At 66.9% G+C, this 21,190-nt stretch carries 20 protein-coding genes; 12 read left to right on the forward strand and 8 right to left on the reverse strand.

The genetic code is table 11. From position 1 onward, the window contains the following. Nucleotides 1-7: 7 nt before the first annotated feature. The gene (locus DES47_RS04130) at nucleotides 8-760 is read right to left on the reverse strand and encodes a SapC family protein (RefSeq protein WP_166651850.1); all 753 of its coding nucleotides are present in this window, start codon (nucleotides 758-760) and stop codon (nucleotides 8-10) included. Then, nucleotides 757-2,388 (reverse strand): ShlB/FhaC/HecB family hemolysin secretion/activation protein, encoded by a 1,632-nt coding sequence (locus DES47_RS04135; protein ID WP_166651851.1) that lies wholly within the window; start codon nucleotides 2,386-2,388, stop codon nucleotides 757-759. Before DES47_RS04135 ends, DES47_RS04130 begins: the two co-directional genes overlap by 4 nt. A 307-nt stretch (nucleotides 2,389-2,695) precedes the next feature. Here DES47_RS04135 and DES47_RS29145 point away from each other — a divergent pair, with 307 nt between their 5' ends. After that, nucleotides 2,696-3,889, forward strand: a complete 1,194-nt coding sequence (locus tag DES47_RS29145; RefSeq protein ID WP_243748149.1) for a PEP-CTERM sorting domain-containing protein — start codon at nucleotides 2,696-2,698, stop codon at nucleotides 3,887-3,889. On the opposite strand, the gene arsN2 is transcribed toward DES47_RS29145, so the two are convergent. Further along, entirely contained in the window at nucleotides 3,777-5,654 is a 1,878-nt protein-coding gene (gene arsN2 / locus DES47_RS04145) for an arsenic resistance N-acetyltransferase ArsN2 (protein WP_133699366.1), read from the reverse strand. The genes DES47_RS29145 and arsN2 overlap by 113 nt on opposite strands. Before the next feature lie 396 nt (nucleotides 5,655-6,050). On the opposite strand from arsN2, the gene DES47_RS04150 reads away from it, so the two are divergent. The 9 genes from DES47_RS04150 (at nucleotide 6,051) to DES47_RS04190 (ending at nucleotide 13,311) form a co-directional block, all read left to right on the forward strand. Next, entirely contained in the window at nucleotides 6,051-6,260 is a 210-nt protein-coding gene (locus DES47_RS04150) for a hypothetical protein (RefSeq protein WP_133699367.1), read from the forward strand. A 38-nt stretch (nucleotides 6,261-6,298) separates the two neighbouring features. After that, a complete protein-coding gene (locus tag DES47_RS04155) occupies nucleotides 6,299-6,673 on the forward strand; it encodes a BON domain-containing protein (protein ID WP_133699368.1) in 375 nt (124 codons plus the stop codon). A gap of 59 nt (nucleotides 6,674-6,732) precedes the next feature. Next, entirely contained in the window at nucleotides 6,733-7,062 is a 330-nt protein-coding gene (locus DES47_RS04160) for an ArsR/SmtB family transcription factor (RefSeq protein ID WP_133699369.1), read from the forward strand. Nucleotides 7,063-7,106: 44 nt separating this feature from the next. Beyond that, entirely contained in the window at nucleotides 7,107-7,532 is a 426-nt protein-coding gene (arsC, locus tag DES47_RS04165) for an arsenate reductase (glutaredoxin) (RefSeq protein WP_133699370.1), read from the forward strand. Then, nucleotides 7,492-8,247, forward strand: a complete 756-nt coding sequence (arsH, locus tag DES47_RS04170; RefSeq protein WP_133699371.1) for an arsenical resistance protein ArsH — start codon at nucleotides 7,492-7,494, stop codon at nucleotides 8,245-8,247. The genes arsC and arsH overlap by 41 nt, the downstream gene beginning before the upstream one ends. A 102-nt stretch (nucleotides 8,248-8,349) precedes the next feature. Then, on the forward strand, nucleotides 8,350-8,841 hold the full coding sequence (locus DES47_RS04175; protein WP_133699372.1) for a MarR family winged helix-turn-helix transcriptional regulator: 492 nt from the start codon (nucleotides 8,350-8,352) through the stop codon (nucleotides 8,839-8,841). Continuing rightward, nucleotides 8,832-10,022: an MFS transporter gene (locus tag DES47_RS04180; protein WP_133699373.1), complete on the forward strand. Its 1,191-nt coding sequence runs from the start codon at nucleotides 8,832-8,834 to the stop codon at nucleotides 10,020-10,022. The genes DES47_RS04175 and DES47_RS04180 overlap by 10 nt, the downstream gene beginning before the upstream one ends. 183 nt (nucleotides 10,023-10,205) lie before the next feature. Then, complete coding sequence (locus DES47_RS04185; protein ID WP_133699374.1) at nucleotides 10,206-11,888, forward strand: ABC-F family ATP-binding cassette domain-containing protein; 1,683 nt, start codon at nucleotides 10,206-10,208, stop codon at nucleotides 11,886-11,888. Between the two features lie 88 nt (nucleotides 11,889-11,976). Then, nucleotides 11,977-13,311, forward strand: a complete 1,335-nt coding sequence (locus tag DES47_RS04190) for an NAD(P)-binding protein (protein WP_133699375.1) — start codon at nucleotides 11,977-11,979, stop codon at nucleotides 13,309-13,311. Here DES47_RS04190 and DES47_RS04195 read toward each other — a convergent pair. Both DES47_RS04195 and DES47_RS04200 read right to left on the reverse strand, forming a co-directional pair. Continuing rightward, a complete protein-coding gene (locus DES47_RS04195) occupies nucleotides 13,280-14,536 on the reverse strand; it encodes an FAD-dependent oxidoreductase (protein WP_133699376.1) in 1,257 nt (418 codons plus the stop codon). The two genes, DES47_RS04190 and DES47_RS04195, sit on opposite strands and share 32 nt — an antisense overlap. Nucleotides 14,537-14,564: 28 nt before the next feature. Further along, complete coding sequence (locus DES47_RS04200) at nucleotides 14,565-14,867, reverse strand: c-type cytochrome (protein WP_166651852.1); 303 nt, start codon at nucleotides 14,865-14,867, stop codon at nucleotides 14,565-14,567. A gap of 191 nt (nucleotides 14,868-15,058) precedes the next feature. Between DES47_RS04200 and DES47_RS04205 the strand changes: the two genes are divergently transcribed. Together DES47_RS04205 and DES47_RS04210 are read left to right on the forward strand one after the other, a co-directional pair. Beyond that, the gene (locus tag DES47_RS04205) at nucleotides 15,059-15,757 is read left to right on the forward strand and encodes a response regulator transcription factor (protein WP_133699378.1); all 699 of its coding nucleotides are present in this window, start codon (nucleotides 15,059-15,061) and stop codon (nucleotides 15,755-15,757) included. Then, nucleotides 15,754-17,169 carry a sensor histidine kinase gene (locus DES47_RS04210; protein WP_133699379.1) on the forward strand — a complete coding sequence of 472 codons (1,416 nt, stop codon included), beginning with the start codon at nucleotides 15,754-15,756 and terminating at the stop codon, nucleotides 17,167-17,169. The genes DES47_RS04205 and DES47_RS04210 overlap by 4 nt, the downstream gene beginning before the upstream one ends. 156 nt (nucleotides 17,170-17,325) lie before the next feature. Here the strand turns inward: DES47_RS04210 and arsA are convergent, their stop codons facing one another. The 3 genes from arsA to DES47_RS04225 all read right to left on the reverse strand — a co-directional run bounded on the left by arsA (nucleotide 17,326) and on the right by DES47_RS04225 (nucleotide 21,169). Then, nucleotides 17,326-19,326 (reverse strand): arsenical pump-driving ATPase, encoded by a 2,001-nt coding sequence (gene arsA, locus DES47_RS04215; protein ID WP_133699380.1) that lies wholly within the window; start codon nucleotides 19,324-19,326, stop codon nucleotides 17,326-17,328. Nucleotides 19,327-19,575: 249 nt separating this feature from the next. Next, complete coding sequence (gene arsB, locus DES47_RS04220; RefSeq protein WP_133699381.1) at nucleotides 19,576-20,649, reverse strand: ACR3 family arsenite efflux transporter; 1,074 nt, start codon at nucleotides 20,647-20,649, stop codon at nucleotides 19,576-19,578. A 7-nt stretch (nucleotides 20,650-20,656) separates the two neighbouring features. Further along, the gene (locus DES47_RS04225; RefSeq protein ID WP_133699382.1) at nucleotides 20,657-21,169 is read right to left on the reverse strand and encodes an arsenate reductase ArsC; all 513 of its coding nucleotides are present in this window, start codon (nucleotides 21,167-21,169) and stop codon (nucleotides 20,657-20,659) included. Nucleotides 21,170-21,190 lie beyond the last annotated feature (21 nt).

Below are 21,190 nucleotides of genomic sequence, written 5' to 3' on the forward strand. Positions count from 1 at the left end.
TACCTGATCAATGAAGCTGTGGGGCCGCGGCGGCCTGGCCAAGCCGCAGGCTCAGGCGCTGAGCCAGCCTCGGCAGCAGACCCAGCGAGCCCAGATGGGCATAGACAAGGCCCAGCCAGCCGGGGCGGAACAGCGACTCCAGCTCCTGCGCCGGCAGCGCCAGCAGCCGGTGCTCGTCCACCACCAGCAAGCCGCTCAGGCTGGCGCTGCGGCCGGCCAGCGGGTAGTCGATGGCGCGCTCGACCAGCAGGTCCAGCTCGGCCAGACGCTGCGTGAACGCGCGGCTGGCCTCCATCTCCTGGCGGAACTGGATCAGGAACTGCTTGGCCTGACCGAGCCAGGCGCTGTCGCTGCCATCCGCGTCGAACAAAGGCTCCCCTTCGACCCGGTTCAGGCCGGGGTAGCACTCGTCGATGCAGACGGTGTATTCCTGAGCACTGGGCGTCTGCGCCAGCACGAAGGGATAGCGACGGATGAAGGCCGGCACATAGCTGCCGCTCTGCCAGTCACCCGCGGCATCGACGAACAGGTTTTCACGGTCGCGCAGGCCCAGCAACGCTGCCATCGCCGGGCCCTCGTCGGTGCTGACGAAGACGCAGGGGTAGTCGAGGCCTGCCTGCGGCAGCTCGCTGGCGGCCAGCAGCACCGAGTTGGTGTCGCGCGCGAAGGCATAGCGCTGCGCGCTGGGCCCGACCCGCAGGTCGCGGTGACGCTCACGGTGCAGGCCCACCGGCTTCTCGTAGATCAGCATGGAGGTCATCGCGGGCTCCGCTGGCTGCTTCGGTTGAACCATCCGTCCAGATCGACACTGACGCGCAGGTAGAACTCCGTCTTGGCCGAGGGCACGCTGTCCGTCTTGCGCGGAGACGCGAGGCTGGCCGACAGGTTCCAGATGCCGCGCCGCCAGTTCAGGCCCAGACCGGCGCTGGACAGCTGCGTGGCCGGTGTGCCTTCGATGCGCACGCGGCCGTGATCGATGAAGAGGAAACCGTCGATGTTGCCCAGCTCGCCCGCGGCGAACTGACGGTGCAGCTCCAGCGTTACTGTCTCGCCACGGTCGCCGCTGGCGCTGGGCGAGGCAAAGCCGCGCACGCTGCCCGGCCCACCCAGCTGCAGCTGCAGCGCGGCCGGCAGATTGACGGCCGAGGTGAACTGGGCCGTGCCATGGGCCTGCAGCGACCAGACCTCGAACAACTCGCGGTAGGCGTTGAAGCTCAGTTGGCTGACGGTGCTGTCGCGCGCCGCGATGTTCGCCGCGCGGGTATGGACACGCGACAGGTTCAGCGTGCTGCCCAGGCTTGCCACCTCGGTCTGGTAGCCCAGGCTCAGCGAAGCGGCCAGGCTGCCCATGCGCACGTCCGAGAAGCGCTCGCCGGCAATGGTCGTGTTCGAGCGCGACTCGCCCAGCGAGGCACCGGCCTCCAGCGTCCAGGCCCCCCGGAGCAGCAGCGGCTGGCTCAGCCCCAGGGTGAAGGCGCTCGACCCGCCGTCGACGATCAAATCGTTCTGCGGGCCCGACACGGTCTTGGTGTTGCCGGCCGACAGGCCGATGCTGCCCCGCGTGCCGAAGCGGGCCAGCGAGGCGCCCAGCACGGCGCTGTAGTTCAGGCTCAGCGAGCTCGCGCCCTCCGAGTAGATGCCCAGCAGGGCCAGCTTGTCGGCATAGCCCAGCCAGTTGTTCAGCGCGCCGGCAAAGCTCAACTGGTCGCGGCCGACGCTGGCATTGCCCTCGTTGCTGAGCGACAGGCGGCCGCTCCACTTCGGTGGCTCATCGATCTCCACCTTGATCACGCTCTGGCCCACGGCTTCACCCTCGGCCGGCACGAAGCTCAGGGCCAGTCGGGTGTCGCTGCCGCGGTGCATGCGCTGCAACTGCCCGCCGATCTGCGGCACCTGTATCAACTCGCCCTCGCGCGTGGCAATCACGCCACGCACAAAGGCCGGCGACAGGCGGGTGGCCTCGGGCAGATCGATGCGCGCCAGCGTGGCCTCGACCAGTTGCACCTTGAGCACGCCGTCCTGGATCTTCTGCGCCGGCACCAGCGCACGGGCCGTCAGATGGCCCCGCTCGTAATACAGGGCATTGATCCGTTGCACCAGCGCCTGCACATCGGCAAAGGTGGTCGGCTTGCCGAGCTGCGGCTCAATCGCCGCATCCAGCTCGGCCGGGGTGAGCAATTGACTGGCGCCGGTCTCGACCCTGAGCAGCATGAAGCTGGCCGTGGACTCTGGCGTCGACACCTTGGTGGTCGACGGCGCGCTCAGGCGCGGTGCTATGTCGGGGCTGGGCCTTTGCAGGCGCTGACGCTCCAGCTCCTCACGCTGGCGCTGGATCTGCGCCGGATCCTGCCCGGGGGGCGGTGCCTGGGCAAGCGCAGCGCCTAGCATCGCCCCGGTCATGGCAGGCAACAAAAAGCGGGCCGCATGTAAGGCGCGGCGATTCTTGGCCGAATGCAAGAGCTTCCTCCAAAACAGGGCCGCCTCGTCAGTACGATCAACTTGTCGGCCACGAACCCCAGCAAGCATGTCCGAAGGACCCACCCGGGGCATTGACTCCAATCAATGCGAAGACCGTGGAATCGGTATGACTCGTCTGCGATCGTGGCGAAGCACTGTGCTTGATCGTGCTCAATGCCAGCCGCGCGACCCGTCCTCACACTGCATGGCGTCGTCCACCCTCCGCAGGAGAGTCGAAATGTCCACGTCGCGTAGCTTGATCGCCACCATCGTGGCGTTGCTGGGGCCGCTGGCCCAGGCTGCGCCCATCGCCTCGTCCGACGTGACGATCCGGGACGTCAACGGGCTCAGCAGCAGCGTGTCGGCAGGCGCGGCCGAGGCGGCCGTGCTGGCGCCGCTGTCGCTGGACAGCGCGCTGTCGGGCGGCCTGCAGCAGTCGCTGCACCGGGGCACGGCGGCGGCGTCGCAGCAGACGCTGCGCGGCGTGGCCGCGCTGAGCGCGTGGCACCCGTCGGCGGCCAACCTGTTCACCGCCAGTACCGACGCCAGCTTCTTCAAGCATGTGCAAGTGCTGCCTGGCACGTCGGGCCTGAGCTGGGGCGCGCCGGTGCAGTTCGACGTGCTGCTGCGAGTGGACGGGCAGATCGGCGCCGGGTGGCTCAACCCGCTGGTGTTCGGCGGCATGCCAACCTATGGCAACGCGCGCTCTCTGGCCAGCGTCGACGCGCGCGTGGACTACCGCATCGTCGACCTGAACCAAAGTGTGCCCGGCTGCGGCGAGTGCGGTCCGCCCGAGGTGATGGGTTTCGGCTACTACGGTCACGTCCTGTTCGACGCCAAGGTCGACGCCTGGGCCGGCGCCGAAGGCCGGATCGAGTCGCGCTGGGGGCCCCCCGGCGAGTGGGTGGGTGGCACGCTGCCGTCAGCCAACAACTACGACTTCATCGATAACAACATCCGCGCGTCCGACCAGCTGAGCCACTTCCCGGACACGAGCCTGCGCCGCTACATCGTGTCCACCTTTGTCGGCAATATGCTGGAGATCACGGGCGACATGAACCTGTTCGTCCAGGCCATGGGCCAGGGCACAACCTCGCAGGCGACTGGCTACTTCGCGCATTCGTTCGACGCCGAGCTGGTCAGCGCCCAAGGGCTGGCCTTCGACGGCGAACTCGCCGGCATCTACCCCGCGGTGCCCGAGCCGGGGACGTGGGCGACGCTGCTCGCCGGGCTGGCGCTGCTGGCTGGTGTGGCGCGGCGCCGCCCTTGTGTTGCGACATCTGGAGCGCTAGTTGCAGACGGCGTCGCCCAGGGCCATCTCAGCCGCAGCAGCGTGCCGGTGCCGCGGCAGCGGTGCCACAGGACTTCGGCCCACAGCCCCCCTTTGCAGGTGCTGGCACCGCGGATGCGGCCTGCACGGCTGCGACCATAGGCGCCGGCCCGGCGCTGCAGCAACTGCCGCCGGCCGAGTCCGCTTCCGGGGCAGCGCCAACGCTGCAGACTCCGGTCTCCGGCAGGTCGAGCTCGACTCGGTCGGCCGCCTCCAGATCGCCGGCCAGCGCCGCCGCCACCGAGCGTGCCTGCTCGAAGCCGGTGGCCATCAGAAAGGTCGGCGCGCGGCCATAGCTCTTCACGCCCAGCGTGTAGAAGCCCGGCTCGGGATGCGACAGCTCGCGGTGGCCATGCGGGCGCACCGTGCCGCAGCTGTGCAGGTTCGGGTCGATCAGCGGCCCCAGGGCCTCGTTCGACTCCAGCCAGGGGTCCAGCTTCAGCCGCAGCTCGCTCGTGAGGCTGAGGTCGGGGCGCTGGCCGGTGGCGCTGACGATTTCATCGATGCCGGGCACGCGCACCGGTTGCCCCTGCGCATCGATGCCTTCCACAGTGATGGCCCCGTTCTCACGCTTCAGGGCGGTGATGCGAAGGCCGCTGAAAAACTCCAGCGCACCACTGTCTCTCAGGGCCTTCAGCTGGCTGCCCAGGCGGCCACGGGCCGGCAGGGCATCGGCGTCACCGCCGCCGAACACGCGCGCCAGCGTTGGCGTGCGCACGGCCCAGGCCAGGCGCGACCTGGGCTCGGCGGTGGCCAGGTCCGCCAGGGCCAGCAAGGCATTGGCGGCGGAATGCCCTGCCCCGACGACCAAGGTGCGCTTGCCGGCATAACGCTCGCGCAGCGGGCCGCTGACGTCGGGAATGCCGTAGAAGATCGCGTCGGCCAGCTCTCGCTCGCCGAGGGCCGGCAGCCCGTTGCTGCCGATCGGGTTCTGCTGGCCCCAGGTGCCGGTGGCGTCGATCACCGCCCTCGCGCGCAGCTCGACGGCCTGACCGTCGCGCTCGACCCGGATCACGAACGGCGCCTTGTCGCGGCCCACCGTTTTGACCTTGTCGAAGCCTTCGCGGCTGATGGCGATGACGCGGGTGTTCAGATGAAGGGCTGCGGTCACCTGAGGCAGCGCTGCAAAGGGCTGGAGCACCCGCTCGACGATCTCTCGGGCCAGCGGCAGTTCTTCCGCCGGTGGTGCCTGCCAGCCGGTGGGCGCCAGCATCTTGGCCATCACCGCATCCACGTCATAGCGCCAGGGGGAGAACAGACGCACATGGCCATAGTCGAGCAGGTTGCTGCCGACCGATGGACCGGCCTCCAGGATCATTGTGGTGATGCCACGCTCGAGCAAGTGCGCCGCTGCGGCCAGGCCCACCGGGCCGGCACCCAGCACGGCGACCGGCAGCTCACCGGCCCGCGGCTTCACATCGGCAATCAGGGTCAAGGACATCAGCGCAGCGCAGCTCGGGCAGGCGCCCTGGAACTCGGCAGACGCCTGCAGCGCCTTGGGCGCCAGCTCGCGCGGGCCGCGCTTGAAGCCGAACTGGGCGAAATACTCGGGCGCGGTCACGCTCAGCAGATAGATCTGGCGAATGCCGCGCCGCCTGGCCTCGTCGAGGATCAGGCCGACCATGGCCTTGCCGACGCCTTGGCGATGCAGGCCCGGCGCCACCGCGACCGAGCGCAGGAGCGCGATGTCGCCATAGACCTCGGCACCGGCCGTGCCGACGACCTCACTGCCGCTGAGCGCCAGAACATAGTGGTTCAGGTGTGCCTGGGCGGCATCGAGCGGCAGCTTGTTGGCAGCCAGCAGGGCGGAAATCTGAGGCCAGTCGGCAGCGCCGGCTTGGCGAATAGAGATTCGGTTCAGAGACATGATGACGATTCCTGACGTTTGGCGGCGGGCAGACGGCCTATGGCGCTGTTGCCCGCGCGCAATACCCTGGGCCGCAAGGAGCGATATGGTTGTGTATAGCACCTAAGTGTCGCAATGAAAGGGCTCTGCATCGAGCCCTTGGTGGGTGACGGATCAGGCAGCTGCCCAATCCGACAGTTCCATATTAGTGGAAATATAGGAATGATGCAAGCCAGCTGCACGTCCCGTGGGCTTGCCCTGGTGACCCGAACACCTCGCGGCCTATGCGGGCGATCTGTAGGACATCGGCGCCATCGCAGGCGGACAGCGCGCCGACAGTCCATTCCGCCTTCGGACTATGGTCTCGGGCCGGCTCAGCGGCGATCCTTGTCACAGGAATCAATGCAGGAGCTGATCATGAGCACCGCCCATATTTTTGCTGCCAGGCACGTCGAGGTCCGCTTTCAAGCGTGCGCCGGCCCCGGCAGCTTTGTCTTCCCTTGCGATGAGCTCGGCCACGTCGATCTCGATGCACTGCCGGTGCAGGACCGGAACGACTACCTCTTTGTCCGGGCGATGGTCGGCAGGAACTTCTTTCCGCCGGCGCTTTGCTGCCCCCTGGCCTGACTCCGCTTCTTCATATCACTCACCGAAAGGCAAGAACCATGAATGCAATCAAGCGCATGACCCTGTTGGCCACCGCCGCAACTGCCCTGATGCTGGCCGGCTGTGATCAGCCCGTAGAGACCGCAGCCAAGGCCGGACCGAAGATTGAAGCTCCGGTTGCCAAGGTGGCGAACACCGCCGAGCAGGCCAAGATCGCTTTGGCCGACGCGGCCATCACCGCCAAGATCAAGATCGAGCTGGCCGAGGAACCCAGCCTGGCCGTTCTGCAGATCAAGGTCGACACCAAGGATGGCCTGGTGGACCTGACCGGCACGGCGCCCGACGCGACCCTGCGCGACCGGGCCACCCGCGTGGCCGCCACCGTCAAGGGCGTGCTGAGCGTCGATAACCATATGGTTGTGGCCAACGGCTGATCGGCATTGGCCCTGGCGGGTCAGTTGCAGGATCAAGCTATTTCCATAATAATGAAATTATGGAAGATGTGGATGTGATCAAAGCCTTAGCCGCACTGGCCCAGCCCTTGCGGCTGAAGGTGTTCCGGGCGCTCGTGGTTGCCGGCCCCGCCGGCATGACGCCCGGCGCCCTGCAGGAGGTGTTGGAGGTTCCGGGGGCGACCCTGTCATTCCACCTGAAGGAGCTGGCCAACTCCGGGCTAGTGACGCAGGAGCGCGCCAGCCGTAACCTGATCTACCGCGCCCACTATGCGCAGATGAACGAGTTGCTCGGCTACCTGACCGAGAACTGCTGCGGCAACAACGCCGCCTGCACACCGGCCAATACATCTGCCGCCTGCCCCTGCTGAGTTGCGTTCGCAGCCAGCACCTCATTAACTCGTCTCATTCCGTCATGCCCCACCACGTCTCGATTTATCACAACCCCGCCTGTGGCACCTCCCGCAACACCCTGGCCCTGATTCGCCACGCCGGCATCGAGCCGGAGGTGATCGAGTACCTGAAAGCGCCGCCAACCAAGGAGCGGCTGCGGCAGCTGGTGCTGGCCATGGGCCTTTCGGTGCGCGATCTGCTGCGTGAAAAGGGCACGCCCTATGCGGAGCTGCATCTGAGCGATCCGGCGCTGACGGACGAGCAACTGCTGGACTTCATGCTGCAGCACCCGATCCTGATCAACCGCCCTATCGTGGCTACGGCGCTGGGTACGGCCCTGTGCCGGCCGTCCGAGCGTGTGCTGGAACTGCTGCCCGTGCCGAAGCTGGTCCCCTTCACCAAGGAAGATGGCGAAGTCGTCACCGACACCGGAGCCCGCCGTGCTTGAGACCCCGCCCACCTTCCCCGCCCTGGACGCCGGCCTGTTCGATGTGCCGACCCAGCAGCGCCTCACCGCCGCAGCGCCCTCGCAGCACCGCCCGCGCTTCCTGATGTTGTATGGCTCGCTGCGGGCACGCTCCTACAGCCGGCTGCTGACCTTCGAGGCGGCGCGCCTGCTCGAGGCGATGGGCGGCGAGGTGAAGATCTTCGACCCAGCCGGTCTGCCCCTGCCCGATGACGCGCCCGACACCCATCCGAAGGTGCAGGAGTTGCGCCGCCTGGCCGAGTGGTCCGAAGGCATGGTGTGGTGCTCGCCCGAGCGCCATGGCGCGATGACCGGGGTGATGAAGTCGCAGATCGATTGGATACCGCTGAGCTCGGGTGCCGTCCGCCCGACCCAGGGCAAGACGCTGGCGGTGATGCAGGTGTCCGGCGGTTCTCAGTCATTCAACGCCGTCAACCAGATGCGGGTGCTGGGCCGCTGGATGCGCATGGTCACGATACCGAACCAGTCCTCGGTGGCCAAGGCCTTTCTGGAGTTCACCGAGGAGGGCCGGATGAAGCCCTCGGCCTACTACGACCGCGTGGTGGACGTGATGGAGGAGCTGTTCAAGTTCACCCTGCTGACGCGGGATGCCAGCCCCTATCTGGTGGACCGCTACAGCGAACGCAAGGAAAGCGCCGAGCAGCTGTCCAAACGGGTGAATCAGGCGGCAATCTGAGACTCGCGGGGCATGCCCCGCTTTCTTGGATCGACTGGTTGCCATTGACAACGATATGCCCGGCCGCTATGGTGCGCTCAAATAGTTGCTATACGCCACGACATGCCCACATTCCCAAACGAGAGCCACACCGGCAGCCTGCTGCGTGAGGTCGCGCGCCTGTACACCCGGGCGCAACGCGTGGTGGCCGACTGCTGCCACACCACGAACACCCAATGCCATCTGCTGACCGAGCTGGACCGTTCCGGCCCGGTGCCTCTGTCCGAGCTCGGCACACGGGTCAGTCTGGAGAAGAGCTGGGTGTCGCGGGCGGTGGAGGCCATGGTCGAACGCGGCCTCGTCAGCAAGGAGCCGAATCCGTCCGACGCAAGAAGCTGGCTCGTGACGCTCACCGCCGAGGGGCGGCGCACCGTCGATGAACTGAACCGGACGCTTGACGACCATGCCGGGCACCTGCTCGGCGCCTTGAGCGAGCGAGAACGCGCCGTCGTCGAGTCGTCGCTGCTGTTGTTGATGAAGGCATTGCGCGAAGACACCGCAGCCAATTGCTGCCTCCCGCCGCCGGAACGCAAAGAGTCCAGATCATGTCGTTGAACAGCCAGGCCGACATCCCGCCCCGCCAGATCGGCACCGTCGCGGCTTTGGGCACCGCGCAGACGCTGGCCTGGGCCTCGTCCTACTACCTGCCGGCGATGCTGGCCGCGCCGATGGCGCGCGATCTGGGGGTGAGCACGCCGACGGTGTTCGCCGCCTTTTCCGCGGCGCTGATCGTCTCCGCCCTGCTCGGCCCCCGTGCTGGCAAGACCATAGACCGGCTCGGCGGGCGACCGGTGCTGATGGGCACCAGCGTGATCTTTGCCCTGGCCCTGATGGCGCTGGGCCTGGCCCAGGGTGTGGTCGGCCTGTTCGCTGCCTGGTTGCTGATGGGCGTGGCCATGGGCAGCGGTCTGTACGAGGCGGCGTTCGCGGCCCTGGTGCGGCTGTACGGCCGCGAATCGAGAAACGCGATCACCGGCATCACCTTGATCGCCGGCTTCGCCAGCACGGTCGGCTGGCCGCTGTCCACGGTGCTGGAGGCTCAGTTCGGTTGGCGCGGCACCTGTTTCACCTGGGCGGCGCTGCATCTGCTGGTGGGCCTGCCGCTGAACTGGCGGCTGCCCCGGGCGGTGGCACTGGCACCCGCTGCACCTGCGCTGGCAGGTCAGGCGCCCACGGTCGATCAGCCGGCTTCACGCAAGGCGGTGTGGCTGCTGGCCTTTGTGTTTGCCGCCACCTGGTTCACCAGCACCGCCATGGCGGCCCATCTGCCCCAGCTGCTGCAGGCCGGCGGGGCGAGTCTGGCGGCGGCGGTGGCCATCGGTGCGTTGGTGGGGCCGGCCCAGGTCGCTGGGCGGCTGCTGGAGTTCGGCTTCTTGCGCCGCGTTCACCCGCTGCTGTCGGCCCGGCTGGCGGCCTTGATGCACCCGATCGGCGCGACGCTGCTGACCCTGTTCGGCGCGCCGGTGGCGATGGTGTTCGCGTTGATGCACGGCGCCGGCAACGGCATCCTGACCATTGCCAAGGGCACCCTGCCCCTGGTGCTGTTCGGCCCGCAGGGCTATGGCCAGCGCCAGGGCCTGATCGCCGTGCCGGCGCGCATGACCCAGGCGTTGGCGCCCTGGCTGTTCGGCGTCTGCCTCGAGCGTTGGGGGGCTCAGGCCCTGTGGTTGACCGCCGCGCTGGGTTTGGCGGCCTTCGGTGCATTGCTGCTGATGCCAAGGCCGGCGGCCCATTGAGCCGGCGGCTGTCGAACCTATGGCGACCGGTGTTCGCTCTCGCTACCGGACCTATCTATAATTCCGCGCAGAGAAACCTACCCGAGAAAAAGTCCCATGCGCCATTGATGCAGCCGTTGATAAGACGGCAAACCTCCACTGCCCCCACTGCGCGGGGGAGCTCTTTGCATCTTTGGAACATTGATGGTGACTTCCTTTCTCTCCTTGGAGGGCGTGTCCTACGTCCTGCCAAACGGCGAAACGCTTTTCTCTGATCTCAACAACACCTTTGACCAGCTTCAAACGGGTTTGGTGGGGCGCAACGGCTGCGGCAAGACCGTTCTGGCGCGGATTCTTGCAGGCCAGCTGCAGCCCTCACGTGGACATTGCCGTCGAACAGGCACGGTGCACTACCTCGCGCAGCAGATCAGCCCGCCCGCTGGCGCCACGGTTGCGGAGCTGGCCGGCGTGCAAGGCAAATTGGATGCGCTCAGACGCATTGAGGCGGGCAGATTCACGCAGGCTGATTTCGATCTGCTCGGTGACGAATGGGACATTGGCCAGCAGCTTCGACAGAGGCTCACAGAACAGGGGCTGCAGCATCTGGATGCCGACATGTCGGCAAGTGTGCTCAGCGGCGGTGAGCTGATGCGGGTAGCCTTGATCGGCGCCCAGCTGTCAAACGCAGACTTCCTGATTCTTGACGAGCCCAGCAACCACCTTGACGAGCCAAGCCGCCTGGCCTTGATTGCATGGCTCCAGCGCTGGCAGCGTGGACTGCTGGTGATCAGCCATGACCGGCAGCTGCTGGCTTGCATGGAACGAATTGTTGAACTGTCCTCGCTGGGCCTGCGCAGCTACGGCGGCAACTACGCGCAATTTTCGCAGGCCAAGGAACAGGAGCAGCAGAACGCGCGCTCCGAGCTTGCGCGCGCCAGACTTCATCGGCAGCGTGAACAGCAGTTCATGCGCGAGCAACGTGAGCGGCAGGAGAAACGGCAGGCACGCGGAACCCGCGATGGCAAGGAGGCGAACCAGGCAAGGTGTCTGCTCGACCGTCAGAAGGGGCGCAGCGAACAATCGATGGGGAAGCTGCGCAAGCAGCAGGCTGAAACGCAGCTCGGCTTGTCACAGTGTGTGCGCGAAGCCGCCGCACAAGTTGCCGACGATACGCAAATCCACATGCACGCGCCCCTCAACCCCGGTGTCGCTCAACGAGTCGTGGTGGAGCTGGACAAGGTAGGACTTCCCTTTGTTCCCGAGGCGACCCGGCACATCACTTTGCTCGTGACAGGACAACAGCGTATCGGCATCCTTGGGCCCAATGGCTGCGGCAAGACCTCCTTGCTCAGGGTCATCGCAGGTCAGATCGAAGCCGAGGCAGGCGCCCGCAGAGTGAGTGCTCGGCTGGCGTATCTCGACCAGGGGTTGAACCTGCTGGATGCGACGCGCCCGGTGCTTGAACAGGCGCAAGCGGCAAATCCCACGCTGAGCGAGAGCGAGCTGCGTATGAGGCTGGCCCAACTGGGACTGGACGCCCAGAAGGTCGCTGTTCCCAGCGGATCGCTCAGCGGTGGTGAGCGGCTCAAGGCAGCGTTGGCCTGCGCTCTCTACGCAGAAGCGCGGCCGCAGTTGCTGCTACTTGACGAACCCAGCAATCATCTGGACCTGCCATCCTTGCAGGCCCTGGAGAAGCTGCTGACCCACTATCAGGGAGCGCTGATCGTCGCGTCGCATGACCACACGTTCCTGGCCGAGATTGGACTCACTGACCTGCTGGTGGCTGGCACAGGCGGTTGGAAATTAACGTCAGTGGAACGATTGGGTACCGACCAGCTTTCGAGCCCCCAGCGGTCGCAGCAGGCAGCGGATCGAGTCGGCCGCTGACGCTGCACCGCCGCCGCTGTGGCAGGCACAGTCGGCTGTCGTTGCAGGCCCGGATGCATTTTCTGGTGACACCGGTTAACCTGCACCCATGGAAATCGCCGTCATCGGTGGCGGCATCGCCGGCTTGGTGGCCGCGTGGCAGCTGTCGCGGCGCCACGCGGTGACCTTGTTCGAACGCCATGCGGTGCCTGGCTTCGTGGCCAGCTCGGTGGCGCTGGACGCCACCTCCTCAGGCCTGCGCATCGACGTGCCGCTGCGCGTGTTCTACCCCGGCTACTACCCCACGCTGACCCGCCTGTATGCGGAGCTCGGCGTGGCCACCGAGCCCGTGGACTACGCCACCACCTTCAGTGACTGTGACGGGCTGGCCTACTTCCGTTGGCGTAATGCGCGTCTTGGTGGCTGGTCTCTACCCTATGTGCTGCCGCAGGATGTGGCCAGCGCCCGCGGGTGGCGCATCGTGCAGGGCGCGCTGCGTTTCCAGACCCGGGCGCGCGCGGCGCTGGCGGCTGGGGGCCTGGGTGGCGCGAGCATCGGCGAGTTCGTCGCTGCCGAGCGCATCTCCCCCGAGTTCGTCGACGGCCTGCTGCTGCCGGCCATCGCCACCATAGCCACCTGCAGCACCGAAGACGCGCGCGCCTACCCGGCTGCGGTAGTCGCCGGCTATGCCGCCGCTGGCGTGGCGCGCCAGAGCGTGCGCCGCGCGCGCGACGGCGCCGACGCGGTGGCCGCGAAGCTGCTGGCTGGCATCACACGCGTGCAATGCAAGGCTGGCGTGGTGGCCGTTCGGCGCCAGCCTGGCGCGGCCTCGTCGACCCGACATGCCGGTGCCGGCCGGGTGACGGTGCAACACGTCACGGGCGAGGAGGCCTTCGACCACGTTGTGTTCGCCACGCAGGCCAACCAGGCCCTCACCTTGCTGGCCGACGCCGCGCCGGACGAGACCGCGGCGATGGCCGCCTTCCGCTACCGCGCGCTGGAGGTGCTGATGCATCGCGACACCGGGCTGATGCCCCGGCGCCGCGCCGACTGGTCGCCCGTGAACGCCCGTGTCTGCGCCGAACATGAACAGCCGGAGAGCACGATCTGGATCAACCGCGTACATCCGGGGCTGCGCCATGCCGAGCCGCTGTTCCAGACCGTGATGCCGCAGCGCTCGCCGCGAGATGGCAGCGTCATCGGCCAGGCCCGCTTCGAGCGCCCGCTGGTCGACGCCGGCAGCGCCGCAGCCTTGGCCTCGCTGCAGCAATTGCACGCGCAGCCGCAACGCCGCGTCTGGTGGTGCGGCTCCTACGCCGAAACCGGCGTGCCGCTGCTGGAAAGCGCGGTGCGATCGGCGCTGGCGGTGGCTGCGAGGGTCGAGGCAGAGGCGAGCCCTGCCCCCGCTCGCTTCAGGCAAAGGAGTCCGCCATCAAGGCACTGAACCACTCGTTCATGTCCTCGAAGTTGTCCTTGCTCCATCCGGTAGATGCGGCCGAACTGGCGGCCACGGACTTCATCGTCCTTGAAAGCGCGTCGTACTGGAACACCACGGACAGCCAGGAGGCCTGGGTGCGCGTGATGGTCGAGAAGCAGGCCGAGTTGGTCACCGGTGCCGCATCGGGCGAGGCACCCGCGAAGTAGCGCACCAGGGCATCCGCGCAAATCTTGGCCTCCTGATTGGCAATGTGGCCGGCCTTGGGCTGCGTGGTGGCGCTCGAGTCTCCGATCACGTGGATGCGAGGCGCATCCAGGCTGGCATAGCTCAGCACATCGACCGGTGCGAACCGGCCATTGGTGGCCGTTGCCAGGCCGGTCTGCTCGATCAACTTCCCTGCCCGCTGCGGAGGAATCAGATTGATGACATCGCCATGCACCGCACCGCCATTGGTGTAGAGCATCATCTGTGACTCGTCGACCGAGGAGATCTCGACGCCGCGGTGGTACTCGATCACATTGGCGTGCAGACCAAAAAAGGCCTTCGAGAAGTTGTCCTGCTCGACCACGATGTCGGGGTTGGCATCAAGCACCAGCAGCTTGCTGCCCGGCTTCTTCGCCTTCAGCCAGTCGGCCAGCAGACAGGCCCGCTCGTAGGGGCCGGGTGGGCAGCGGTACGGTGTCTTCGGTATTGTCAGCACCACCGTGCCGCCGGCCTTCATCGCGCCCAGCTGCTTGGCCAGCAACTCGGTCTGAGCGCCGGCCGACCAGGCGTGGGGCATCAGGCTCGGGTCTTTTTGCCCCGGCAATGCGTCGAATCGAATGCCGGGCGCGAGCACGATCTTGTCCGCCTTCAGGCTGTTGCCTGAGGCCAGCCGCACCGACCCCGCCGCCGCATCGACGGCCAGCACCTCATCGAAGACGAGCTTGACGCCATGGCGCTGCTGCAGGGCTTCATAGCCGAAACGCAGGCTTGACAGGGAGCGCTGGCCGGTCAGCACCAGGCTGCTCATGATGTTGGACAGATAGGCCGGATTGCGTTCGATCAACGTCACCTCCAGCGTGTAGTTGCTCCACATGCGCAGATACTTGGCCACCGTGGCGCCGGCCATGCCGCCGCCAACCACGATGACCCGCCCCCCGGAGCTCGCGGCCTGGCCGGACAGGGGATGCAAGGCAGCGGCGGCAGCCGCCGCGGCCAGACCGGCCTGGAGAATTTCACGTCGTTTCATTGCGGATTCCTGATTTGATTGGTAAGGCTCAACGCTGGGTCGAGAACCACTTCGACATGGCGCGAAGCTGCGCGTCGGTGTAGCCCATGGCGTGCTTGGTCATCAGGCCCTGCCCCTCCTTGCCGGACTGCATCTCCTTGAGCTCCTTGTAGATTTCGTCGCTCGACTCGCCCGCCAGACGCTCGAAGCCCGGCCCCTTGCCGTTGGTGCCATGGCACTGAAAGCAGTTGGACGCCAGCAGGCGCCCGGGCGGCGGCACGGTGGCCTGCGCCCAGGCGCCGGAACAGGGAATCAAGGCCAGCATGAGTGCGCCGGTCTTGACAGATTGCATGCATCGCATAAGGACTCCTTGCAGGATGGTGAGAGTGCGCTGGGCCTCAGGTGTAGCTGGGCCATGCTGTCGAAATCCTGTCGGAAACGCGCTGTTACGCCGGATGCAATCGGGCTTTGCCTTTTGTCAAAGACCGCTGCAGGAATGTCCGCACACTGGCGCCTCGCCCGCCATCGAAAGGACTGAGCCGCATGCGCATCCTGCTGGTCGAAGACGACCCCGGCCTGCGCGCCAGCCTCGCCGAAGCCCTGCACCGCGACGCCTACAGCGTTGATGCAGTCGAGCGCGCAGAGTCCGCGCTGCAGGCCTTGGGCGACGCCACCTACGATGCCTTGCTGCTGGATATCGGCCTGCCCGGCATGGACGGACTGAGCCTGCTGGCCAGGCTGCGCTCGCAGGCGCAGCAGATGCCCGTGATGTTGATCACGGCCCGCGACGACTGGTCGGACAAGGTGCGCGGGCTGGATCTCGGTGCCGATGACTATCTGGCCAAGCCCTTCATGCTGCCCGAACTGCTGGCCCGGCTGAGGGCCCTGCTGCGGCGCTCGCAAGCCAGTGCCTGCGGCGACGTCACGCTGGGCAGCCTGGGCATGGTCGTGGCCCAGCAGACCGCAACGCTGAATGGCCGGCCGCTGCCGCTGACCCGCAAGGAGTGGGCCTTGCTGTTCGAGTTAGCCCTGAGCAGCCCGAAGATCGTCACCAAGCGCAAGCTCATCAACAGCCTCAGCCACTGGGAATACGAGCTGAGCGCCAATGCCATCGAGCTGCACATCTCCCGGCTGCGGCGCAAGCTCGCCGGCTCGACGCTGGAGCTTGAAACGATACGAGGACTGGGCTACCGACTGATCGACACACCGGCCGCTGGCAGCTCCGCGGCCCGGTGCGCATGAGTGCTGTCGCCAGCGGTGTGAGCGCGGGTCTGCGGCGGCTCCCGCTGCGCACACGGCTGCTGTCGGCGCTGGGCCTGTCGCTGACGCTGGTGCTGGGTGCGGCCCTGCTGCTGGATCTGCGTGGCGCCGAGCGCCTGGCCGATCAGGCCTTCGATCAGGCCCTGCTGAACACCGCCACCGCGCTGGCCGCCCGGCTGGAGATCGACACCGACAATGACCTCGAAGCCGACCTCCCGGTCTCGGCGCAGGCCCTGCTGCAGGCCGATCCACTGGACCGGCTCTATATCGCCATCTTCGACGGCCCGGGCAAGCTGGTCTGGGGCGACGCCAGGCTGGCACCCCATGCCGGCGCAGGTTCCGATTCGCTCAGCACGGCAGGTAGCGCCAGCCTGGACCAGCAGCCCGTCCGGGTGCTGGTGCTGCGCCGCCAGGGCCCGGGCCAACGCGGAGTCATCGTCGTGGCCGAAACGTTGAACAAGCGCGGCGATGCCCGCGCGCAGATGCAGATGCGCTCACTGCGCCTCGGGCTGGCCATGCTGGTGGCCGCCCTGCTGGGGCTCTACCTCAGCACACGCAGCGTACTGGCCCCGCTGGAGCGCTTCACCCGCAACATCACCGGTCGGGCGCATCGCGATCTGCGGCCCTTCGAGGTCGAACAGTCCGGGGCCGAGGTCGCCGCACTGGCACAGGCCTTGAACCTGCTGATGGCCCGGCTGCGTGACTCGGCCCATGCACAGCAGGCCTTCATAGGCGACGCCGCGCATCAGCTGCGCACGCCGATCGCGGCGCTGTCATTGCAGCTCGAAATGGCCATGCAGGACCATGCGACCACCCCGAACGGGCCGGCGCATGATCAGTTCCTGCAGCGGCTGCAGACGATGCAGGTGCTGGTCGCCCGTCTGCAGCACATGGTGCAGCGCGTGCTGAGCCTGTCCAGGTCGAGCTCCGAGGCGGGCAGCAACCAGGCGCCCGCAACGGTGGACCTGGCCGATGTGGCCGAGGCCTGTGCCGGCCTGTTCGTGGATCGCGCCCGCCAGGCCGGGATCGACCTCGGCTTCGAGCTGCTGCCGGCCGTGGTCGTCGGCTGGGAGGACGAACTGCAGGAACTGCTGTCCAACCTGATCGACAACGCGCTGAGCCATGGCGGCGGCCGGGTCACCGTGCGCACGCGTGATCTGGCCCCGGGCGCGCTGCTGGAAGTCGAGGATGAGGGCCCTGGCTTCGACGCCGATCTGGCGGCCACGGTGTTCGAGCGCCACCGCCGCGGTCCTGACAGCAGCGGTGCCGGGCTGGGCCTCTCGATCGCCCGGGCCATTGCCGAGCACCATGGCGCACAGCTGACGCTTCAGGCCCGCGACGACGGCACCGGCGCGGTGGCGCGGCTGGTGTTCGGGCCGCCGCTCAAGACCTGACAGCCGATCGGCCCCAGGCAGGGCGCCTGCTGCAGGATCATGCCGCCAACGGTGTGACTGCGCGTTCCGAGCAGCTTGAGCACCGCGATCCACCGCGTTGGCCTTGTGATTGCTGAGCTGCGAGGCCTGGATCGCCTCCAGCAGCCTGGAGTTGCGCTACGGGCCGCTCACCAGCCTGGCCAACTCGGTGCCGCCAATCGGTGGCCGGGTCAGCCAGGGCACGATGAAGCTGCGCTTGGCGAGCCCGGCCGCCATGCGCGCCATCTGCTTGCGCTCGCCGTCCAGGCGCGCCGCCAGCAGGGGGTCTTGCGTGCCGGCCGCCAGCACGCTCTTGTTGAGCACCCAGGCATAGGGTTCGATGCTGGCGCGGCGCAGGTCGTCCTGCAGCGCGGCGGCCTGCGATACCGGCGTCACTTCCGGCAAGGTCACCAGAATGATCTTGGTGTACGCACCGTCCTGCAAACGCATCAAGGGGGTCACGACGCGTGCGCCGCCCTGCCCCTCGAATTCGCGCATCATCTGCCGGTGATAGGCGCCGGTGGCATCCATCAACAGCAGCGAATGTCCGGTGGGCGCGGTGTCCAGCACGACAAAGGCGCTGCGCGCCTCGCTGACGATGCGCGAGAAGGCGTGGAAGACGGCCACCTCCTCGGTACAGGGCGAGCGCAGGTCTTCCAGCAGCAGTGCCTGCTCCTGCTCGTTCAAATGGGGCGACTTGGCCGCCATGATCTTGTCGACATAGCGCTGCGTCTCGACCTTGGGATCGATGCGGTCCACGCGCAGGCCCGGCACCTCGCCGTCCAGGGTGCCGGCCAGGTGCGCGGCCGGATCGGTGGTGCTCAGGTGCACGGTCTTGCCGCGCTGTACCAGACCGATGGCCAAGGCCGCGGCCACGGTGGTCTTGCCCACGCCGCCCTTTCCCATCACCATGATCAAGCCATGGCCTGCCGCGGCCAGTTCGTCGGCAAGGGCCGCCAGATCGTGCCCTGCGACAGCGGGCTCGGTGTCGGCGGTGTTTGACACCGGTACAGCTGATGCTCGCGATGAAAGCAATGCCCGCAGTGCCGGCAGGCCCACCGTATCAAAGGCACGCAGCGGCACCGTGTCCTGAGGCAAGGCCTTGAGCGACGCCGGCATCTCGTCCAGCGCTTGCTGCCCCAGCGCCTCTATGGCGCCAGCCACGGCGTCCGTGCCTGTGCTGGCACGGAAAACGCCATTGATGGCGAGGCGCTGGTTGTGCAGCCCCAGCTCGTGCAGCTCTTCGGACGTGCGCGCCGCCTCGGCAATCGCGCCCTTGTCGGGCCGGGTCACCAGGATGACGGTGGTCTGGGCCGGATCGCTCAGCGCGTCGAGCGCCGCCTTGAACCGCTCTTCCTGCATCTTCAGGCCCGAATGCGGACCGAGGCAGGAGGCACCGCGGTCATTGCCTTCAAGGAAACCGCTCCAGGCCTTTGGAAGACTGAGCAGCCGCAGTGTGTGGCCGGTCGGCGCCGTGTCGAAGACGATGTGATCGAAGCGCCCGTCCTTGTCGGACAAGAGCGAGGCGAACTCGTCGAAGGAGGCAATCTCGGTGGTGCAGGCGCCGGACAATTGCTCGCGCACCGTCGAGAGTTCGGTGTCGCTTGCGCCCGCGCCCATCTGGGCCAGCACCCGCTGCCGGTAAGACTCGGCCGCCGTATCGGGGTCGATATTGAGCACGGACAAGCCCGGCGCGCCGGGCACCGGCGTAGGGATATTGCGCAGCTCAATACCCAGCATCTCATCGAGGTTCGACGCTGCGTCGGTGCTGACCAGCAGCACCTTCTTGCCGGAGTCGGCCAGGGTCAGGGCCGCGGCAGTCGATAGAGAAGTCTTGCCGACGCCCCCCTTGCCGGTGAAGAAGAGGTGTCGTGTGGCCTGGTTCAGAAAGCCCATCGCTTGCTGTGCCGGCCTCAACCAGCCCTGCACTTCCAAATGCGAAGGCAGCCCGCCGCTGTGCATGATCCGGCCATCGATGATGACTGCCGGCGTCGCCGTGACTCCGTGGCTCCGGATCGCATCGTGATCCTCGACCTTGACGATAGCCACCTCGACGCCCTGCTCCTTCGCCACCCGCTCGATCATCGCGATGGTGGTGTGGCATTTGCTGCATCCCGAACCCAGGACTTTGACTTCCATTGCGCTTCCCCCTTTTCCTTCAATCAATGACGAGAGATGTGTTTGCCGCCGGGGGTGGCCTTTCGGCGCAACGTTTTGCTGTTGTGCTCCTGGCGCACGCGCACGGCTGCATGGTTGACCGATGCTTCGGGGGAAAACAGGGATGGGTGAGTTCGTACCATTGAGGTTGCCCTGCGAAGTAGTCGCAGAGGCACCCCAAAGCATGCACCGCGGTCAGCGGCAGCGTTTGATCGGCATCAAGCCGGGGACTCAGACTCGCGCACCACGCTCATACCAGCCCTTGCTGGCATTGACCCAGCGCACCACCAGCAGCATCACCGGCACCTCGATCAGCACGCCGACCACGGTGGCCAGCGCCGCGCCGGAGTCGAAGCCGAACAGGCTGATCGCGGCAGCCACCGCCAGCTCGAAGAAGTTGGAGGCCCCGATCAGCGCCGAGGGGCAGGCCACACTGTGCGACTCGCCGGCGCGGCGATTCAGCCAATAGGCCAGACTGGAGTTGAAGAAGACCTGTATCAGTATCGGCACGGCCAGCATCGCGATCACCAGCGGCTGCTTGATGATGGCCTCGCCCTGGAAGGCGAACAGCAGCACCAGGGTGGCCAGCAAGGCGCTGATGGACCAGGGGCCGATGCGCGCCAGCGTCGCATCAAAGCTGGCCTGACCCTTGGCCAGCAGCAGCTTGCGCCAGAGCTGGGCGATAGCCACCGGAATGACGATATACAGCACGACCGAGGTGATCAGCGTGTCCCAGGGCACGATGATGGACGACATGCCCAGCAGCAGGGCCACGATGGGGGCGAAGGCGAACACCATGATGGCGTCGTTCAGCGCCACCTGCGACAGCGTGAACAGCGCGTTGCCGCCGGTCAGCCGGCTCCACACAAAGACCATCGCCGTGCAGGGCGCGGCGGCCAGCAGTATCAGGCCGGCCACATAGCTGTCGAGCTGATTGGCGGGCAGATAGGGGGCAAACACCTGGCGGATGAAGATCCAGCCCAGCAGGGCCATCGAAAAGGGCTTGACCGCCCAGTTGATGAACAGCGTGATGCCTATGCCCTTCCAGTGTTGGCTGACCTGATGCAGCGACCCGAAGTCAACCTTCAGCAGCATCGGGATGATCATCACCCAGATCAGCAGGCCCACCGGCAGATTGACCTTGGCGTACTCCATGCGGCCGACGGCCTGGAAGACCCCGGGCATCAGCTGCCCGAGCGCGATGCCGGCCGCGATGCACAGCAGGACCCAGACGGTCAGGTAGCGCTCGAACAGGCTCATGGGCGCCGGGGCGGTGGGCTTCTCAATGGCGAATGTGGTGCTCATGCTTGTCTCAGCTGCGGCCGATTTCGATCAGGGCGGTCTGCAGCGCTGCCCTGTCCATGGTGTCAAGAGGCAGGGCCAGCAGCTGCAGCATGCGGTAGCCTATGGCCTGGCGGGTCAGCTCGAAGGCGCGGCGCTTGCCTTCGTCGCCGCCCTCGGCATTCGATGGATCAGGATAGCCCCAGTGCACCTTGACCGGCTGGCCGCCGTCCGGGTTGCTGCCGAAGAACACCGGGCACTGCTCGGCGGCGGCGCTGTCGCAGACCGTGATCACGATGGACAGTGCGGGCGAGTCGGGCGTCGTGAACTCGTCCCAGCTCTTGCTGCGGTAGGCGCTGGTCGCGATGCCCGCGTTGTTCAGCGCCTCGATCGCAAAGGGATTGAGGCGGCCGCTCGGCGCGCTGCCGGCACTATGCGCGACCACATCGCGGCCCAGCCGGGCCGCCAAGTGGTTGAGCATGCCCTCGGATAGCACGCTTCGCGCCGAGTTGTGGGTGCAGAGGATCAGGATATGTGAGCTCATCAGGGGTCCGTTGTTCATTGG

Source organism: Roseateles toxinivorans (genome assembly GCF_004362525.1).
Taxonomy (GTDB): Bacteria; Pseudomonadota; Gammaproteobacteria; order Burkholderiales; family Burkholderiaceae_C; genus Paucibacter; species Paucibacter toxinivorans.

Excerpts from the sequence above, each read along its gene's own strand:
- DES47_RS04130 (WP_166651850.1), bottom strand. The coding sequence starts at position 760 with ATGACCTCCATGCTGATCTACGAGAAGCCGGTGGGCCTGCACCGTGAG.
- DES47_RS04135 (WP_166651851.1), bottom strand. The coding sequence starts at position 2,388 with ATGCTAGGCGCTGCGCTTGCCCAGGCACCGCCCCCCGGGCAGGATCCG.
- DES47_RS29145 (WP_243748149.1), top strand. The coding sequence starts at position 2,696 with ATGTCCACGTCGCGTAGCTTGATCGCCACCATCGTGGCGTTGCTGGGG.
- arsN2 (WP_133699366.1), bottom strand. The coding sequence starts at position 5,654 with ATGTCTCTGAACCGAATCTCTATTCGCCAAGCCGGCGCTGCCGACTGG.
- DES47_RS04150 (WP_133699367.1), top strand. The coding sequence starts at position 6,051 with ATGAGCACCGCCCATATTTTTGCTGCCAGGCACGTCGAGGTCCGCTTT.
- DES47_RS04155 (WP_133699368.1), top strand. The coding sequence starts at position 6,299 with ATGAATGCAATCAAGCGCATGACCCTGTTGGCCACCGCCGCAACTGCC.
- DES47_RS04160 (WP_133699369.1), top strand. The coding sequence starts at position 6,733 with ATGGAAGATGTGGATGTGATCAAAGCCTTAGCCGCACTGGCCCAGCCC.
- arsC (WP_133699370.1), top strand. The coding sequence starts at position 7,107 with ATGCCCCACCACGTCTCGATTTATCACAACCCCGCCTGTGGCACCTCC.
- arsH (WP_133699371.1), top strand. The coding sequence starts at position 7,492 with ATGGCGAAGTCGTCACCGACACCGGAGCCCGCCGTGCTTGAGACCCCG.
- DES47_RS04175 (WP_133699372.1), top strand. The coding sequence starts at position 8,350 with ATGCCCACATTCCCAAACGAGAGCCACACCGGCAGCCTGCTGCGTGAG.
- DES47_RS04180 (WP_133699373.1), top strand. The coding sequence starts at position 8,832 with ATGTCGTTGAACAGCCAGGCCGACATCCCGCCCCGCCAGATCGGCACC.
- DES47_RS04185 (WP_133699374.1), top strand. The coding sequence starts at position 10,206 with ATGGTGACTTCCTTTCTCTCCTTGGAGGGCGTGTCCTACGTCCTGCCA.
- DES47_RS04190 (WP_133699375.1), top strand. The coding sequence starts at position 11,977 with ATGGAAATCGCCGTCATCGGTGGCGGCATCGCCGGCTTGGTGGCCGCG.
- DES47_RS04195 (WP_133699376.1), bottom strand. The coding sequence starts at position 14,536 with ATGAAACGACGTGAAATTCTCCAGGCCGGTCTGGCCGCGGCGGCTGCC.
- DES47_RS04200 (WP_166651852.1), bottom strand. The coding sequence starts at position 14,867 with ATGCAATCTGTCAAGACCGGCGCACTCATGCTGGCCTTGATTCCCTGT.
- DES47_RS04205 (WP_133699378.1), top strand. The coding sequence starts at position 15,059 with ATGCGCATCCTGCTGGTCGAAGACGACCCCGGCCTGCGCGCCAGCCTC.
- DES47_RS04210 (WP_133699379.1), top strand. The coding sequence starts at position 15,754 with ATGAGTGCTGTCGCCAGCGGTGTGAGCGCGGGTCTGCGGCGGCTCCCG.
- arsA (WP_133699380.1), bottom strand. The coding sequence starts at position 19,326 with ATGGAAGTCAAAGTCCTGGGTTCGGGATGCAGCAAATGCCACACCACC.
- arsB (WP_133699381.1), bottom strand. The coding sequence starts at position 20,649 with ATGAGCACCACATTCGCCATTGAGAAGCCCACCGCCCCGGCGCCCATG.
- DES47_RS04225 (WP_133699382.1), bottom strand. The coding sequence starts at position 21,169 with ATGAGCTCACATATCCTGATCCTCTGCACCCACAACTCGGCGCGAAGC.